The organism is Aurantibrevibacter litoralis, from assembly GCF_034651555.1.
Lineage (GTDB): Bacteria > Bacteroidota > Bacteroidia > Flavobacteriales > Flavobacteriaceae > Aurantibrevibacter > Aurantibrevibacter litoralis.
Map to the genome: position 1 here is coordinate 50,683 of NZ_JAYEEQ010000007.1, position 18,133 is coordinate 68,815.

General features: G+C 41.2%; 13 protein-coding genes. 6 read left to right on the forward strand and 7 right to left on the reverse strand.

Going from position 1 to position 18,133, the window contains the following annotated elements:
- The first annotated feature begins 211 nt into the window (after window positions 1-211).
- The 6 genes from U1E44_RS07915 to trxB all read left to right on the forward strand — a co-directional run bounded on the left by U1E44_RS07915 (window position 212) and on the right by trxB (window position 11,807).
- Complete coding sequence (locus tag U1E44_RS07915) at window positions 212-3,880, forward strand: family 78 glycoside hydrolase catalytic domain (protein ID WP_322930527.1); 3,669 nt, start codon at window positions 212-214, stop codon at window positions 3,878-3,880.
- Between the two features lie 147 nt (window positions 3,881-4,027).
- Window positions 4,028-5,647 (forward strand): carboxylesterase/lipase family protein, encoded by a 1,620-nt coding sequence (locus U1E44_RS07920; protein WP_322930528.1) that lies wholly within the window; start codon window positions 4,028-4,030, stop codon window positions 5,645-5,647.
- Between the two features lie 105 nt (window positions 5,648-5,752).
- The gene (locus tag U1E44_RS07925; protein ID WP_322930529.1) at window positions 5,753-8,065 is read left to right on the forward strand and encodes a glycoside hydrolase family 3 protein; all 2,313 of its coding nucleotides are present in this window, start codon (window positions 5,753-5,755) and stop codon (window positions 8,063-8,065) included.
- 314 nt (window positions 8,066-8,379) lie between these two features.
- The gene (locus U1E44_RS07930; protein WP_322930530.1) at window positions 8,380-9,543 is read left to right on the forward strand and encodes a formylglycine-generating enzyme family protein; all 1,164 of its coding nucleotides are present in this window, start codon (window positions 8,380-8,382) and stop codon (window positions 9,541-9,543) included.
- A gap of 39 nt (window positions 9,544-9,582) precedes the next feature.
- Window positions 9,583-10,701, forward strand: coding sequence for a galactokinase (gene galK, locus U1E44_RS07935; RefSeq protein WP_322930531.1), 1,119 nt, complete (start codon window positions 9,583-9,585; stop codon window positions 10,699-10,701).
- A gap of 131 nt (window positions 10,702-10,832) precedes the next feature.
- Window positions 10,833-11,807 (forward strand): thioredoxin-disulfide reductase, encoded by a 975-nt coding sequence (gene trxB / locus U1E44_RS07940; RefSeq protein WP_322930532.1) that lies wholly within the window; start codon window positions 10,833-10,835, stop codon window positions 11,805-11,807.
- A 72-nt stretch (window positions 11,808-11,879) separates the two neighbouring features.
- Here the strand turns inward: trxB and U1E44_RS07945 are convergent, their stop codons facing one another.
- The 7 genes from U1E44_RS07945 to U1E44_RS07975 form a co-directional block, all read right to left on the reverse strand.
- A complete protein-coding gene (locus tag U1E44_RS07945; protein WP_322930533.1) occupies window positions 11,880-12,326 on the reverse strand; it encodes a hypothetical protein in 447 nt (148 codons plus the stop codon).
- 131 nt (window positions 12,327-12,457) lie between these two features.
- Window positions 12,458-13,501, reverse strand: a complete 1,044-nt coding sequence (locus U1E44_RS07950) for an aminotransferase class I/II-fold pyridoxal phosphate-dependent enzyme (protein ID WP_322930534.1) — start codon at window positions 13,499-13,501, stop codon at window positions 12,458-12,460.
- Window positions 13,501-14,511 carry a dipeptide epimerase gene (locus U1E44_RS07955; protein WP_322930535.1) on the reverse strand — a complete coding sequence of 337 codons (1,011 nt, stop codon included), beginning with the start codon at window positions 14,509-14,511 and terminating at the stop codon, window positions 13,501-13,503. The genes U1E44_RS07950 and U1E44_RS07955 overlap by 1 nt, the downstream gene beginning before the upstream one ends.
- 126 nt (window positions 14,512-14,637) lie before the next feature.
- Window positions 14,638-15,360: a head GIN domain-containing protein gene (locus U1E44_RS07960; protein WP_322930536.1), complete on the reverse strand. Its 723-nt coding sequence runs from the start codon at window positions 15,358-15,360 to the stop codon at window positions 14,638-14,640.
- A 99-nt stretch (window positions 15,361-15,459) separates the two neighbouring features.
- Window positions 15,460-17,169, reverse strand: coding sequence for a PspC domain-containing protein (locus U1E44_RS07965; RefSeq protein ID WP_322930537.1), 1,710 nt, complete (start codon window positions 17,167-17,169; stop codon window positions 15,460-15,462).
- Between the two features lie 2 nt (window positions 17,170-17,171).
- A complete protein-coding gene (locus U1E44_RS07970; protein WP_322930538.1) occupies window positions 17,172-17,507 on the reverse strand; it encodes a PadR family transcriptional regulator in 336 nt (111 codons plus the stop codon).
- Between the two features lie 68 nt (window positions 17,508-17,575).
- Window positions 17,576-18,064, reverse strand: coding sequence for a DUF4870 domain-containing protein (locus tag U1E44_RS07975; protein ID WP_322930539.1), 489 nt, complete (start codon window positions 18,062-18,064; stop codon window positions 17,576-17,578).
- Between the last annotated feature and the right edge of the window lie 69 nt (window positions 18,065-18,133).

The following is an 18,133-nucleotide window of genomic DNA, read 5'->3' on the forward strand; positions in this document are numbered from 1 at the left end:
GAGAAGCTACATTTTATCGATCCAAATATGCTTAAAAAAATGATTCGAAAATGTTGATATCTCGGTGATACCTAGCGGGAATGGCAGGGTAAACCATAGTTTTTAATTGCCTATATGTGGTATTCATAACAGTACGGAACGGTAGTATTGGCTATAAAAGGTAACATTGTATATCCTTAATTTTCAGGAATAACTTAAAAAGCTCACGTCAATGGCAACATTCAAAATCAACTTAGTAACATTAAAACGGACTATACTCTTATGGCTCATGGTATTCTCGCTACCCGCTTTAGCCCAAACACAAGTACAGAACCTACAAGTAGAATATCAGACGAATCCAATAGGGTTGGATAGTGCATCGCCTAGATTTAGTTGGCAGCTTGTTTCCTCATCCGCAGAAAGGGGTGTTTTTCAAAGCGGATATCAGATAAAGGTGATAGATGAACAAGGTACAGAAGTTTGGAATTCGGGTAAGGTTGAGACTGATGTTTCTCTGGGTATTGCCTATGCCGGTCGCCCTTTACAGCCGGTAACCCGATATACCGTTAGCCTTGCGGTTTGGGATCATAGAAATACGATAGTAAGCACTTCGTCTTGGTTTGAAACAGGGTTGCTAAATCCCGATCCTTCACTAGTAACTTGGGATGGTGCCCAATGGATTGGCGGAGGTGATGAGGACATGGTTTTGGCATCACATTACTTGTCAGTGTTTAAGCTAGCGTACGCATTGCAGTTAGATAAGGCATCTAAGAGTACCAAAGCGGCATTTGTTTTTGGAGCAAACGATAGGCGTTTGATGGATCGAAACAAGAACATACAAGGGGTGCAAAGCGGTAAAAATCAAAATTATATCGCTTTTGAATTGGATATTGAAGGGGTAAATGAGCAAAAAAAGGAAGGGTTTGCTCAATTTAAGGTGTATCGTGTAGGCTATGCCCAAACGGATCGATCTGATGTGCCTTTTAAAAGTTTCAATATCCCACAGCGTTTAATTAATTCAAAAAATAAATACGACAAACATCAATTTTACGTGGAATGCAATTTTGGGATTTTTGAAGTCTATCTCAATGAAATTAAGAACGAAAACAAATTGGTATTCACGGAAAATCCAAATCCATCCCCATTTGCCGATAACGGACTTAATCTTAATCCGGTGGGTAAGGGCAATGATTACATTAGTTTTCCTATGGTTGCAGACATCGGATTTTGGCTGCCTCAACAACAGAAGGCATCATTCGCTGATGTTACCCTAAGAAATTACAGAACACCTTATAATGTCTTATTTAATGAGTCTCCTCAAAATACAGATTATCAAGGAATATTTAAAGAATTTGCAGATAATAGCGACCTACACATTGTTGATCAAACCTATCACGTAAACGGAGGCACCTCAGGGGTCTTAATCTTGGCAAATCCAAGTAAAAATGGGACACCGATGCTGCGAACCTCATTTACAACTTCGGAAAAAAAAATAAGAAAAGCCAGACTCTATATTACGGCAAGAGGTATTTATGAGGCGTACTTAAACGGAATAAGAGTTGGGAACGATTATTTCAATCCGGGACTTACCCAGTACAATAAAACCCAGATGTATCAAACCTATGATGTTACAGCTTTGGTGACTCAAAACAGCAAAAATGCATTGGGGATATGGCTCAGTGAAGGTTGGTGGAGCGGCAATATTACCTACCGTGGCGAAAATTGGAATTATTTTGGGGACAGGCAATCCGTGTTGTCCAAATTGGTTATAACCTATAGCGATGGATCTGAGAAAGTTGTTGCATCTAATGATACGGATTGGAAATTGTTTACAGAGGGTCCTATACGATATGGTAGTTTTTTTCAAGGGGAAATTTACGATGCAGCTAAAGAAGCTGCAATTACAAATTGGAACAATCCGGATTTTGATGATACCTCATGGAAACCGGCTGTAGAAGTGCCGTTAAAGGGTACGGCTGTTGTGGGTAGTTATCAAGATCCACAGGGACGCACCATATCCTTAGACTATGAAACCCAAAAAATTACGGGTCAGATCGGAGAAAACGCCAAACAGGTTAAAACGCTTACCGCACTACGGATGAACGAAGTACGACCCGGTGTATATGTGTATGATATGGGACAGAATATGGTGGGTGTGCCTCAAATAACCTTGCAAGATGGTAAACCAAAGGATACCATTACATTGCGATTTGCCGAAGTGCTTTATCCAGATCTACCAGAATATGGAGATCATAAAGGTATGGTAATGCTAGAGAATATAAGGGCGGCACTTGCACAGGATCTATACATAAGAAAAGGAGGCGTAGAGGTTATTCAGCCAAGATTTACCTTTCATGGGTATCGGTATATAGAAATAACAGGCATAAACGCTCCGTTACTTTTAGAAAATGTAAAAGGACTTGTAATCAGCTCTGTTGGGGATCTGGCCTCTTCTTATGAAACTTCCAATGATTTGGTCAACAAACTTTGGGAAAATGTAACTTGGTCTTTTAGAGGTAATTTTTTGTCTATTCCAACAGATACGCCGGCTCGAAATGAGCGTATGGGCTGGAGTGGAGATATTAATGTTTTTGCCAAGGCAGCCACTTTTTTGGGTGCTGTGCAACCTTTTTTAAGACGTCATTTAATAGCCATGCGAGATATGCAAGCCCCCACCGGGCGGTTTACCGATGTAGCACCTGTGGGCGGTGGCTTTGGCGGAACCCTATGGGGAAGTGCCGGCATTGTAATACCTTGGGAATTATACCAACAATATGGTGATGTAGCGGTGTTAAAGGAGCACTATGACGCTATGAAGGCTTATGTCGCATTTTTGGCTACCAAAGAAAATGAAAACGGCGTTTTAGACGAAGGGCCTTTGGGCGATTGGTTAAGCCCTGAAAATGATAAGAACGACAATACGGCCATGTGGAATGCGTACCAAGTGTATAATCTCGACATTCTGGCTAAAACGGCCACAATACTCGATAAAAATGAAGAGGCAACCGAATTCCGAAAGCAATATAATCTTAGAAAGACTTTTTTTAACCAAACTTATGTACACCCTGTTTCGCATAAAACCCAACACACGGGTCATGTTGGTTTTCGGTTTGACCCCCCACCACCGGAAGATCAACGTAAAAAGTTAGGTGATTTGGTAGATACTCAGGCATCCTATGCCATTCCGTTGGCGCTAAATGTATTTAACGAAGTACATAAACCCGCTGCGGTAAATCATTTAGTCGATGCTGTTTCTAGAACAAATAGGGATGATTTAGGGAAATTGAGACCTGAATATTCCTTAATGACCGGATTTATAGGTACCGCTTCATTAAATGAAGCACTATCAGCCAATGGCAAGCATGCCGAAGCCTATAGGGTATTACAGCAAACATCGTACCCATCATGGCTATACTCTGTAGTCAATGGAGCAACAACGATTTGGGAACGTTTAAATTCGTATACCGTTGAAGAAGGGTTTGGAGGCAATAACAGTATGAATTCGTTTAATCATTATTCTTTTGGTGCCGTGTTGGCTTGGATGTATAATTATTCCTTAGGAATTCAAAGAGATCCGGATAATCCCGGTTTTAAACATTTCATGTTAAGACCAACACCAGATCCGGATGGTGTAATGACATGGGCTAAAGGGTATTATGATTCCACCTATGGAAGAATTGAAAGCGAATGGCGCAAAGACGAGAAAAAGTTACGATACCTAACCACCATACCTGCCAATACCACGGCTACCTTATATTTACCTGCAACAGCTCTAAAAAATGTGACGGAAAGCGGTAAAAAGATAAAAAAGAGCAAAGGAGTAACCTTATTAAGACAGCAAGAAAATCATCTTGTTTTTGAGTTGAGTTCAGGATCCTTTGTGTTTGAAGTGGTAGAATAAAGCATGTTCGAGATTTAAATTTTTAGGGAAGTAAACACAATTTCAGTGTTTCATATCGGCAAGAACCAAACTATAAATCAATAAAAGTAACTCGCATTTTTGAACCTACAGCATTAAAATTAAATTAACTTAAAAGACAAACTAATAATGAAAAGAACAAAAAAAATTGTAGTTGCCATTATTTGGATAGTAACGTTTCCCTTTGCCAATGCCCAAGAAGTGATAACGGGCGAACATATAGCGGTTACCCAAACCGAATCGGGAAAAGTAAGAGGGTATATCCACAACGGAATTTATACCTATAAAGGCATCCCTTATGCACAAGCTGAACGTTTTTTACCACCTTCCAAATTAACCCCTTGGGAGGGCGTAAGGAGCTCAACAACATATGGTCCAGTAGCGCCTTTGGTTACACCCACAACAACTGTGCAGGACGAATCCGAATTTGTGTTTGATCATGATTGGGGGTATACGAATGAAGATTGCCTACGTATTAATGTTTGGACACCGGAAATTTCTGATGGCAAAAAAAGACCGGTGCTGTTTTGGATTCATGGCGGTGGATTTACCGCAGGATCTAGTCAGGAATTACCTTCTTATGACGGTGAAAACCTAAGTAAAAAAGGGGATGTTGTGGTTGTTTCCATAAATCATAGAATTAATGTTTTAGGATTTTTGGATCTTTCTGCATATGGCGAGAAATATAAACATTCTGCCAATAACAGTATGTTGGATATTGTTGCTGCTTTGGAGTGGGTAAAAACGAATATAGCCAACTTTGGGGGCGACGCGGATAACGTGACCATTTTTGGGCAATCTGGGGGAGGAGCCAAGGTAAATACCCTTATGGCAATGCCAAAGGCTAAAGGGCTATTTCATAAAGCCATTAATCAAAGTGGTGCGTTTCGTACTGCCGTTTTGGAAAAGGAGGTAACCCAAAGTATTGCCAAAGAAGTGTTGACGGTCTTGGGATTAAGGGAATCTCAGGCAGACAGTTTGCAAAAAATTCCGTTTTCCGTCCTAAGTGAAGCCAGTAGTAAAGCATTGCAAACCGTGGCCAATAAACTGGCTGCTCAAGGTACACCTGTTGTTGGTTTTGGACTTAACTGGGGTCCTAGTGTGGACGGCGAAGATATTCCGCATCAGGTTAACTCCAAAGAAGCCTACGGTATTTCTAAAGATATTCCATTACTCATTGGAACGGTTAAAAATGAGTTTGCCCCTTTTGCCAATATGAGGTTTGTAAATGCGACCGAAGCTGAGATTATGGCACATATTAAAGCGCAGTATAAAGATAATTCAGAGGCATATATTAAGGCGGTAAAAAAAGCCTATCCCGCAGATACCGATCCTAAAGATTTGCTAGATGTAGATACTATGTTTAGACCCGGTGCCGTGGCGCAAGCCAATACAAAGTCGGCCATTGCCGGTGGAGCTCCGGTATATATGTATTTGTTTACTTGGCAGTCTCCGGTTTTTGACGGAAAATATAAGTCCTTGCACTGTATGGAATTGCCTTTTGTTTTTGATAATGTGGAACGTGCCAAAAACATGACCGGCGGAGGTAAAGAAGCACATATACTAGCAGATAAAATGAGCAGGGCGTGGATTAATTTTGCCAAAACAGGAGATCCCAATCACGACGGTATACCAGAATGGCCTAAATATAATATCAAAAACACAGCTACAATGCATTTTGATAACACGACTGGTGTAAAGCCGCAATTAGACAAGGAACTATTTGCGTTGGTAGCACAAAATCAATAATTAAAATAAAAAATTGGAAACGAGTTATGCTACAAAGCGTAACATGCTAGAGAAAGATTTTTGGCGAGTTCCATCTAACCACCTAACTGATATAAATATAAACAGATGAAACTAAAGGACAGGTTTTTTTTACAATTTTTTCTAGTCGGCGTATTGGTTCTTTCCGGATGTAAGCCCAAATATACAACTGAAGAGAAAGAGGGTTTTGTACTAATAAAAAATAAAGAAGGGAAGACATTAGGGTATAACACAAATTCGGGGGTTCGTATTTTAGAAGTGGATCGTTTTGCATTTAAAGATTTAAATAAAAATGGCCAACTCGACGCCTATGAGGACTGGAGGCTTCCCGTAGAGGAACGTGCCAAAGATCTATCAAAAAAACTATCCACAGAAGAGATTGCAGGCCTAATGCTATATAGCTCTCATCAGTCCATTCCCGGAGGAGCCAATAGGGCATTTGGACCGGTAACTTATAACGGTAAATCTTTTGCAGAAAGTGGAGCCCTAGCAAGTGATTTATCAGATGCCCAAAAAGAGTTTTTAGAAAAAGATAACCTGCGTCATGTGCTTATCACAACGGTAGAAAGTCCAGGGATTGCGGCGCAATGGAATAACAACGCCCAAGCTTTTGCCGAAAAATTGGGTTTTGGGATACCGGTAAACACAAGTTCCGATCCCCGACATGGCAGTGATGCCAGCGCAGAGTTTAATGCAGGTGCGGGTGGAAAAATATCTATGTGGCCTCATTCTTTGGGTCTTACGGCCACTTTTGATATCGATCTTATGAAGCAGTTTGGGGAAATTGCCTCCAAAGAATACAGGGCTCTAGGCATAACAACGGCCTTGTCGCCACAAATAGATCTGGGAACGGAACCCAGATGGTACCGCTACCCGGGCACTATGGGCGAGGATCCAAATTTAGCAGCTGCAATGGCTCGAGCTTATGTAGATGGATTTCAATCCTCCAATGATAACAGCGGATGGGGATTTCAAAGTGTCAATGCCATGGTAAAGCATTGGCCGGGTGGAGGGCCTGAAGAAGGTGGTCGGGATGGTCATTTTGGCTATGGTGCTTATGCCGTATATCCGGGCAATAATTTTAAAGACCACATAAAACCATTCACAGAAGGGGCTTTTAAGCTAGAAGGCCCTACCAAAATGGCTTCTGCCGTAATGCCTTATTACACCATCTCGTTTGGACAGGATACTAAAAATAACGATAATGTAGCGAACGGATTTAACAAGTATTTAATTACAGATGTCCTTAGAGGACAATATGGCTACGAGGGTGTCCTGTGTACAGATTGGGGTATTACACGAGATATATCAGCCATAGACGTATTCGAAGGAAAACCGTGGGGAGTGGAGCAACTGACGGAGGCAGAACGCCATTTTAAGGTCATTGAGGCCGGAATGGATCAATTTGGCGGCAACAATGACATTGGGCCAATTCTAGAAGCCTACCAAATGGGAGTGACGGCACATGGGGAAGCGTACATGAGGATAAGATTTGAAACCTCGGCTGTTCGTTTGCTTCGGAATATTTTTAACGTAGACCTTTTTGAAAACCCATATTTGGAAGTGTCCGAAACCGAAAAAACGGTTGGGAATCCGAATTTTATGCAAGCCGGTTTTGAGGCACAGGTAAAATCTGTGATTCTGCTTAAAAATCAGGATAAGACCTTACCTCTAAAAGCACGGTTGAAAGTTTATGTTCCTCAAAGGTACGTCCCATCCACCAAAAACTGGTGGGGTATTGTTACGCCTGCAAAAACGGAGTATCCCTTTAATCTTGAAATTGTTAAAAAATATTTTGAGGTGGTAGAAAATCCAGCAGAAGCAGATTTTGCATTGGTAGGTATAAAAAGTCCGGATGGGGGTGTAGGTTATGATAGAGCAGATTTAGAAAAGGGAGGAAATGGGTATGTTCCCATCACCTTACAATATGGCGAATATACCGCCAGTACCGCTCGTGAAGTAAGTTTAGCAGGGGGTAGCCCACTGGAAAATTTCACCAATAGAAGTTACAAAGGTAAAAAAGTGATCGCCTCTAACCATTCCGATATGAAATTGGTAAACGACACCAAGAAACTCATGGGAAATAAACCCGTAATAGTCAGTATAAATGTTTCTAACCCAATGGTATTTTCCGAAATAGAACCAAGTGCTTCCGGAATTCTTGTTCACATGGGAGTTCAGGATCAGGCATTAATGGATTTAATAACCGGACAGTCCGAGCCTTATGGTCTGTTGCCATTTCAAATGCCGGCAGATATGCTTACGGTTGAAGCCCAAAAGGAAGATGTCCCAAGGGATATGACTCCTTTTACAGACACGGAAGGCAACACCTACGATTTTGCTTTTGGACTTAATTGGGAAGGAATTATAAACGATGAAAGAGTCACAAAATATAAATAGCTTGTTGTAAGTCAAACACATTACCTAGAAATAGTACAGCGGTTTGTTAACCGCTGTTTTTTTTAGGCGGGATTGCTAGGGATACTGCTCGTTAAAAAAGACTCCTTTACCTATATTTGCCATCTGTATCACAATAAAAGGATTATCAAAAAAAGGTAGTAGGCGCAGCTTGCGTGAGTAAAAAAGGGTGCACACCTGTAGCCGCTATGGATGATTCGGAATTTCTCAAGGAAATTGCACCATAAAAGAGGATAAATGAGAATTCGTTAGGGAGTCCTAATTTTGATTGCAGTAATGTAAAACTCGTATTTAAGATGAGATATCGTATAATTAATTGGGCAACTAAACGTAGAAATAGCGTACATCGCGTCCTTGTTTTTGGTTTGTTCCTAGTTGTTTTTGGGCAATGCGGAAGACAGCCAAAAGAAGCTAAAACACTAGAGATAATTGAACCTTCGGCTTTGGGAACACGAGATACATTAGAATTGGTGCAATACCCTCCAAATCATGTAAATGCCCCTGAGGGTATGGTTTGGATTCCCGGTGGTACTTTTGTGCAGGGAGCGGTTTCCGATGATCCTATGGCGATGTCGCACGAAAAACCGGCACATCCTGTAGCGGTCGATGGATTTTTTATGGATATTCATGAGGTTACCAATGCCGATTTCGCAAAATTTGTAGCAGAAACCGGCTATATTACACTTGCAGAACGAGAGGTAGATTGGGAAGTATTAAAAGCGCAACTGCCAGAGGGAACGCCCAAACCCCACGATTCACTTATCCAACCCGGTTCGCTTACCTTTCGAAAAGCAAAAAGCACTGTGGCCAATTTGTATGATTTTTCGCAATGGTGGATGTGGCGCATTGGTGCCAATTGGAAACATCCGAAAGGCCCCGATAGCGATATTAAGAATAAAGAAAACCATCCTGTAGTGCATATCGCCTATGAAGATGCTTTAGCATATTGCGAATGGGTAGGTAGAAGACTGCCTACAGAGGCAGAATGGGAATATGCCGCCAGGGGAGGGCATAGAAATAGGATTTATGTATGGGGCAACACACCGGAGGCATTAGCCACTCATGCCAATACGTGGGAAGGAGAGTTTCCTGTGGCTAATACGAAAACAGACGGGTACGAAGGCAGTGCCCCCGTAAAATCGTATCCTCCGAATGAATTTGGTTTGTATGATATGGCAGGAAATGTATGGGAATGGACCAGCGACTGGTATAACGTATCTTATTTTAAAGAATTACAGCAAACAAATACTACTGTGCGCAACCCTAAAGGAGCTCCGGCACCCTATAATCCAACGAACCCGTATGCAGAAGAAAAAGTAATTCGGGGAGGCTCTTTTCTTTGTAATGCTTCGTATTGTGCCAGTTATAGGATTTCGGCCCGTATGGCTACGACCCAAGATTCGTCCTTAGAACATCTGGGGTTTAGGACGGTGGCTATCCCAGAAATGGTGAAAAACTAAAATAACTAAGCGTTACATGCAGATGTTTAAATGAAATTTATGACACATTTTAGTCCCGAACTTGTGGTTAATTCACCGGGTAGAATTAATATTATCGGGGAACATACGGATTACAATCTAGGCTTTGTATTGCCAACGGCCATCGAAAAAAGCATCACTTTTAAGTTTCAAAAAAATGGCTGTAAAACGAAATGTCATATCTATAGCCAAAACTTTGATGTCGGTTTTGTAGTTCATTTAGAGGCTATAAAAAAGAGTGCCGTAGCATGGGAAAATTATGTTTTAGGAGTTTTGAATGAAATTGCAAAAAGATCGAATGGGTTGGCTGGTTTTGATTGTATCATTGAAAGTAAATTACCCACAGGATCGGGTATTAGTTCGTCGGCTGCCTTGGAGTGTGGCTTAGCCTACGGCCTAAATGAACTTTTTGATCTGGGATTAACCAAAATGGATATCGTAACACTTGCAAGAGATGCCGAACATCGCTTTGTGGGCACTCAATGTGGTATTATGGATCAATTCGCTTCGGTCATGAGCAAGGAAGGGCATGTAATTTTATTAGATTGTAAAACCCTTGAACCTACCTATATTCCATTTCAGATTGCGCCCTACACCCTTGTCTTGCTCAATACAAACGTTACCCATAATTTGGCGTCTAGCGCATACAATACCCGAAGGATGGAATGCGAAAAGGGGGTGCGCCTTCTGCAACAATACTTTCCCGAAATTAAATCACTTAGAGAGGTTACCAAAGCCATGCTAGAAAGGGGTAAGGAGGATATGGATAGTACAGTTTACCATCGTTGTTCTTATATTGTTGCCGAAAATGATCGGGTTTTAGAGGCTGCCGCTGCATTGCATAAAAATGATATTAAGGAACTGGGTCGCATTTTATATGAGGCACATGACGGGATGCGCAATGATTACGAAATCAGTTGCCCGGAGCTCGATTTTTTAGTCGATTTTTCTAAAGGTATTCCGGCGGTAGTGGGTGCCCGTCTCATGGGGGGTGGTTTTGGAGGATGCACCATTAATTTGGTACACCAAGCGTACAAGGATAGCTATATAGCACAAGCTTCGGAAGCCTATGAACAACAGTTCGGTAGAACGCTTTCGGCATTTGAAGTAACACCTAGCAAAGGCACTTCCATAGTCTAGATTGGGATGGAACAAAATGTATCGTAAAGGATAGCCCATCAAATTTTAGAATAACTTTTTATAACTTTAATCGTAAGGTTTTTTACGAATACGCTACTTTTGCAATTGATACTTTTTAGAATACATAGATCATGTCAGAAAAAATAGAAAAAGTTAAAACATTGATTATCGGGTCAGGTCCGGCGGGCTATACGGCAGCCATTTATGCTGCAAGAGCCGATCTAAAACCACTTCTATATACAGGTATGGAACCCGGAGGGCAATTGACTACTACCACAGAAGTGGATAATTTTCCTGGGTATCCCGATGGGGTAGATGGGCCCACAATGATGGTTCAACTACAGCAACAGGCGGAACGATTTGGAACGGAAGTTCGGATTGGTATGGTAACTGCGGTAACGCTTAGCGACGAGCTAGGAGGCATCCACAAGGCCACTGTTGATAACGGTACCGTAATTGAAGCTGAAACTATTATCATTGCTACGGGGGCTACAGCCAAGTATCTGGGCATTCCTAGTGAGCAGCGTTTGCGTGGCGGTGGCGTATCGGCCTGTGCCGTGTGCGACGGTTTTTTTTATAAAGGACAAGATGTGGCCATCGTTGGTGCAGGCGATACGGCCGCGGAGGAAGCGTCCTATTTAGCCAATATTTGCAAAACGGTAACCATGTTGGTGCGCCGCAATGAAATGAGGGCTTCAAAAGCCATGCAACATCGGGTGAATAGCTTGAAAAATATTGATATTCGGTACAATACCGAGGTTGATGAGGTTTTGGGAGATCAGGTGGTAGAAGGGCTTCGTATCGTGAACAATCAAACGGGCGAAAAAGAGGATATTGCCATAACCGGGTTATTTATTGCCATTGGTCATAAACCCAATACCGACATTTTTAAAGGTCAGTTAGATATGGACGAAACCGGCTATTTAATCACCAAGGGAAAATCTACAAAAACCAATAAACCAGGGGTTTTTGCCAGTGGTGATGCGCAGGATAAGGAATATCGTCAAGCCGTTACGGCAGCGGGAACAGGCTGTATGGCTGCCTTAGATGCAGAACGCTATTTAGCCACCATAGAATCTCCTGAAGAAGTTTCTAATTTACGGTAAGACTAGCGCAAAACAGAAAAAACCGTCCCATGGAAATTATAAAAATTTCAGATTGGGGCGGTTTTTTTTGATTTAATTTAGACGCTTATAGTTTTCAGAAAACGTTCTGTTTCCTTCGGCGTCTAGTGATATTTGACGATAATTTTTTTCATCAATCTGAAGTTCAAAGGTAAATACACTTAGGGTATCTGCAATTTTACGCATAGATGCAGACATATACTCTAAGGATTCCGTTAGCGAATTGTCTGTGGTCTTATACGAACCGTAACCAAACCATTCCACCGAATCTGTGGGAACGTAGCGTGTCCACATTACTTTCCCGTTATAGTACATCTTAATTTGGCGGTAACCGTTAGTGGCCGGTACCGTATCAATCACTTCATTATTGTCGTAATTGTAATGACTTACGAGTTCCCATGTGCCTTCAATGGAAGGTTGTAACGGAAGCTTTGGTGCTTCATTTGTGGTGGCAGAAACCAAAAGCACCATCAAAAACGTAGTTAAAAATAGTTTTTTCATGGCAGTGTTATTTTAAAAGATTAATTTTTTGAATAGCAAAAAGTTACGAATAATTTTAGTATATCCATAATTATTTAGTTGAATAATTATGAATATGAAACAAAATAAATAAAATAGCCTTTTTGAAATTGCTAGTATGTATTTAAAACATGCGCTAGGCGATAAATATCTTCCGATGTATGTGCTGCGCTAAGGACAATTCTGCTCATAGTAGCTGCATTTTCTCGGGGATACTTAAACGAAGTAACCAGAATATGATGTTCCTTTAAAAACCGGGTGCGTTGCGTATCCGAAAAGCTGAATGCCGGATGACCTTCCATATAATTGAAAGGCGTTTTATCTTTTAATAGGTTCAGAAAATAGGAAAGGTGCTGCTGTAATAGAGCTCTTCGTTGCTTGTATATGGAGGCAGCCTCGATGAGGGTGGCCATGTAGGCTGGTGCAGAGGGACTAGCCCCTCCGAAAAAATCTGTATCTGAAATTTCTTGTATTCGTGTTCTAGACCCAAAAAGCGCTCCTGCCTGCACCCCCATACTTTTACCAAGTGAGGCGCACACGATCAATTCCTTGGGTTCAAGAGCTGCTAACATAGCATATACACCTCCTCCTTGCGTACCTATGATACCAAAACCGTGAGAATCGTCTACCACAAGAATGATATCCCGCAAGGGAAGTGATTTTAAACTTTCAAAATGGGGATAGTTGTTGCCCGAAAAATCGATGGCATCCAGAAAAAGGACTGGAGGGTGTCTCTGCGGCGTTGCCAAATGCTCGCTTACTCCAATATGAAGTGCCGTGAAGGTGGCATAGGGTTTTATTTTGGTCTGATAGAGTGCCGAATGCGTATTGGGGGCATAAAATAGTTTTCCAGCCCTATTTCCAAAATAATTACGCACTGCTTGTCCCGCTAAATAACCGGACGAGAGGGTAATACAAGCCTCGGATCCTGCCATTTCGGCCAAATGATCTTCGGCTAATTGGAATACTGAAAACCGAATGTTGGACTTTCGCGAAGCCCCGTAATTGGTACCGTATTTGCGAATATTCCTAATGAGTATATCCTGAAAAGCGACATCGGTTTGTATGCCTAAATAGGAAGTACCGCCAAAGTATAGGTGTGTTGTACCATTAAGATCCAATGCGCGTCCGGGAAAATGATCTACGTAATGTGTCATTATCGTAATCGTATACCGCTGCCGCCTATTTCCGGGAAAACGATTTTTCCGTAGTCCAGCAATTTCACCCCATCGGCGATATCAGCCTTTAATAACAAGGCGCCATCCATATCCACATAATCTAATTGCGGTAATAATTGAGCTATGGCAGATATGCCCACGGTAGATTCCGTCATACAGCCTACCATAACTTTTAGCCCTAATTCCTTCGCTTTTTGTATCATTCGCAAGGCTGGGGTTAGTCCGCCACATTTTGTTAATTTTATATTGATGCCGCTAAAATGCAATCCACATTTGTCTACATCGCACTCAACAATACAACTTTCGTCCGCAATAATAGGCAGCACACTTTGGTGTATTACCTGCTCCATACCCTTCCAGTCATCCGCAGCTAAGGGTTGTTCTATAAATTCTACACCCAAAGCTTGTAATATAGGAGCGTTTAGGATGGTTTCTCTTGCCGTCCATGCTCCATTGGCATCAACCCTAAAAATGGCATTGGTATGGGTTCTAAGTTCCCGGATAATGGCTACATCATCTTTAGTCCCCAATTTTATTTTATAAATTGGCCATGGCATTTCCTCCATTTTAGCTACCATTTTCGTGATGCTGTCTATGCCTATAGTGTAATTGCTAATAGGGTAGTTGGTCATTTTGGTACCCCAAATCTCATACAATGGTTTTCCCAATAATTTACCATATAAATCATGAGCCGCCAAATCTAAAGCACAAATTGCAAAATTGCTGAGTCCTTTAGATACGATAAAGGCATGAAAAAGCTCGGGTTTGCTAAAAGAAAAGGATTCTATCGCTGTTGAAATGGCTTCAATTTCTCTCGCCATGCTTTCATAGGTAATATTGTAGTACGGGTTCGAAGTGGCTTCGCCGTACCCTGTAAAGCCGTCTATGGTTAAACTCACAATTAGGGTATCTTGAAAATCATGGGATTCTCGGGAAATACTAAAAGTGTGCTTTAAGGGGAGAATATATTTTTTAATGCCAATTTTCATACGATTATGTTCCTACAATTAATTGTACACGAATATAGCGAAACTGCATCTTGAAAAAAATGAAAACCTGCCAAATGTGACAGGTTCTTGTTCATTTTTGTTCTTTGATTTCGATGTAAATGGCGTTTAATATTTAGAAATTTTTCCGGATATGGCATTCTTTTGCTGTACAAGGGCATCACCGGTATAGGAAACATCGCCGCCGCTGCTAGCCTCTGCCACTAAAGCTTCGGAAACATTCACGGAGATATCGGCACCACTGCTGGCCTTTGCATTGCCAATTTTGGTATAAAACTCGCCGGCCTTAATGGCTGCGCCGCTGCTGGCATGAGCAATAATACTATGGGCTTCACCAGACAGCCTGATATCGGCACCACTGCTTGCATCTGCCTTGGCTTCATTGGCTTTCAAAACTACGATAAGGCTAGATCCACTACTGGCACTGAGCCTAATTTCATCGGTTTGCAGCAATTGTTGCGCTATAAGATCTGCGCCACTTGAGCTTTCTAGACTTCTAATTTCAGGAAGGGTAACATGAATTTTTTTGGTAGCCCGGCCAATGTTCTTAAGTGCATGTACACGAAGTTTTCCATCCCTTATGTCCGTGGCTATAAGATCGATGATATTTTCATCGGCCTCTACGATGATCGCAAAGGTGCTTCCTTGATGTACATAAACATCCAAACCTTCCGAGGCTGAAACTGCCGTAAATTCCTCCATAATTGATCTGTTTTCTTCGGCTACGACGCCGTTTCCTTTTTGACCCTCACCGAGGAGGATATCGAATCCGCAAGAAGAAAGGAAGAGCGCTACTAAAAAGGCCAGTGTTATTTTTACTAATGTGGTCATGGTATCTATTTTTTTTGTAAAATTCGGTTAGTGATCTAAGCCCCGCTACTTTTTAATACCCAATTGTAGGATAAGCAAGCCGAGCTGTGATTTTTGTTTTTATTCTTTGGATTTAATTTGAATGCCTTCTTCGCCAATTTTTACTTTAAGGGTTTGGGTATCGCTATTCACATGAATATCGATACCATTTTCGTTGCTAAGAATCTTTCCGTTCGTTGTGTCTTCCGATCCCGTTGCGGGACAATTTAGGCATTTTAATTCCCCGTCCGAACCTACAACCCACGTATAGTTTACCATGTCTCTTCGGTAGATGTTTTTGTCGTTTGTGGTAGTGCGACCTATATGTCTTTTGGTGGAAGGGTCTAGTGCTATAACACTTCCTTCCGGCAAATACACGGTGGCCCTAACTTCCTGATTTCGGACTTTATGCGCTGCGTTTGTGCTCAGGAAATTATCGAGTATGATATGATTACCGTTCACTTGGTACCCGTAATTGATCGCTGCCGATTTTTCTTTAGCTTCTTTTTGTGACCGTCCGTCCGCATCTTTACGAACACGTATTTGAGGGATGGAGTCTTCTGATTTTTTGATATCGAATAGCAAATTGTCTGCAAACAACATGCGTCGGTCATTTTCATCATAGCTCACTGTCATGCCATTGATACCTCTGTGCTCTTGGCGCTCAGTTAATTCACTTGTTTTTACAGAAATACGAACCGTATCGCTATAGTGACGCAATGGTAGTACTTCTGTGGTTGTAGTGCTTCCGGTATAGGCATGGGCAGAGGCTTGCTGAATACCCAACACCGTCAAACCAATTACGGACAACAACCATAAACCTAACAGGGAAAATTTAGCGACATTTCCGATGGATTTCAGATTGGTAACCAAAATTTTTAAGCCTAGGTACATTAGGAAAAAAAGCGGAATTCCTACCGCAAAAAAGCTCAACAACGACACGAGCCAAATGGGGGCATTGGTAGCATTTACTAAGTAATAAAAATCGATACCGGGAATATGAATACTATCCAAAATCCCTAAGGTAAAAAGACTCACAAACATACCTATCAATCCGGATGCGCCGATAATAATGAGAAGGATGCCTACCAACTTTCCGATAACTTTAAAGAGAAACATAATAAGGTCTCCTATGGCATTAAAAAAAGTTTGTCCGCTACTTTTTACCTGATTTCCCATTTTCTGGTAGTCTGCATTCTTCACCTTGTCGGCCACATCGTCCAAGCCTTCTTTTACTTTACGTTCTATATTGCTTATGTTTACAGGTTGGCCGCGCATATCTAACTTTTGGGAGGTAGTTGCCGCTTCCGGAACTAAAATCCACAACAAAACATACGCGATAAACCCAAAACCGGTGAATAGTGCAAAAAATAAGAATATAAGCCGGATCCAGAGCACATCAAAACCGAGGTAGTGCTCTAATCCGGAACACACACCGCCAATATATTTAGCGTCAAAATCCCTATATAATTTTTTATTCCGTGGCGTAGGCGCAGTCACTTTGGGTTCATTGTCAAAAATTTCCTCGTCGATTCTATAATCTTCGGGCTGCCCCATAATGGCGATAATTTCATCCACTTCTTTTTGGGTAATGACCTGCCGCTCATTAACCAATTTTTCCTGAAATAGTTCGGCAATCCGCGCCTCGATGTCGCCAATAATTTCGTCGCTACCTTGGGTGGTGGCAAAGGACCTTTTTATGGCTTGTAGATAGCGCTGTAGTTTATTGTATGCATCCTCATCGATATGAAAGAGGATATTAGCTAAATTTATGTTAACTGTTTTGTTCATGGTTAGTTGCTTTTGTTTTTTGTTACCAGATTTACTGCGTTTCTAAGTTCGTCCCAGGTAGTGTTGAGTTCGCGAAGAAATAATTTCCCGGTGTCGGTAAGGGTGTAATACTTACGGGGAGGTCCCGAAGTGGATTCTTCCCAACGGTAATTGAGCAAGCCATCGTTTTTAAGGCGAGTCAATAGGGGATAGATGGTTCCCTCTACCACCAACATTTTTGCGTTTTTTAGGGTATCTAGTATTTCGGAAGCATATTTATCTTCTCCATTCAGCACGGAAAGAATACAATATTCCAAAACCCCTTTTCGCATTTGCGCTTTAGTGTTTTCAATGTTCATATTAATTTCATTAGATTAACTGTTCGTTTTTTGATGATTGATTTGATTGATGAAAAAACTCCATGAAGTTATTTTATAAAAGGGATCGTTAATGGATACTTAAAATGGTGTCCCTCACTCGTTTTAACCACTGCGAGGATGGTATACACAAAATTAATAACCGACAAGGCGGTGTACACTATTCCACTAATTCCTATAGGCCACAGAAAGGGGATAAGGCTAAATCCGTTTCTGCTAAAATCTATTTCGAAATTATTTGTTTCAAAAAAGAAAGGAAAACTGAAATGATGTCCTGCAAAAAAAGCAGGTAATGCACCTATAATAAAAGGCACTGTAATGATGCCAAGTATAATCGAGTAGAGCAGCATGCTAATTTGAAAGTTTAATGCTTGTTTTCCGTTGTGATCAATAAAATTATTCTCCTTCTTATTTGCTGTCCACAGAATTAATGGCATGATAAAATTGCCAAATGGAAAAAAATACTTGGAGAATGTCGACGCATGAATTAACGCCGATAGATTTTTTTCGTGTTTTGATAGGGTCTGAGTCTCTGTCATGGTTTAGCATATTAGTTTCTTATGCAAATATATATCTTTAAAAAGGTATTAGGCAAAACATAGTACTAA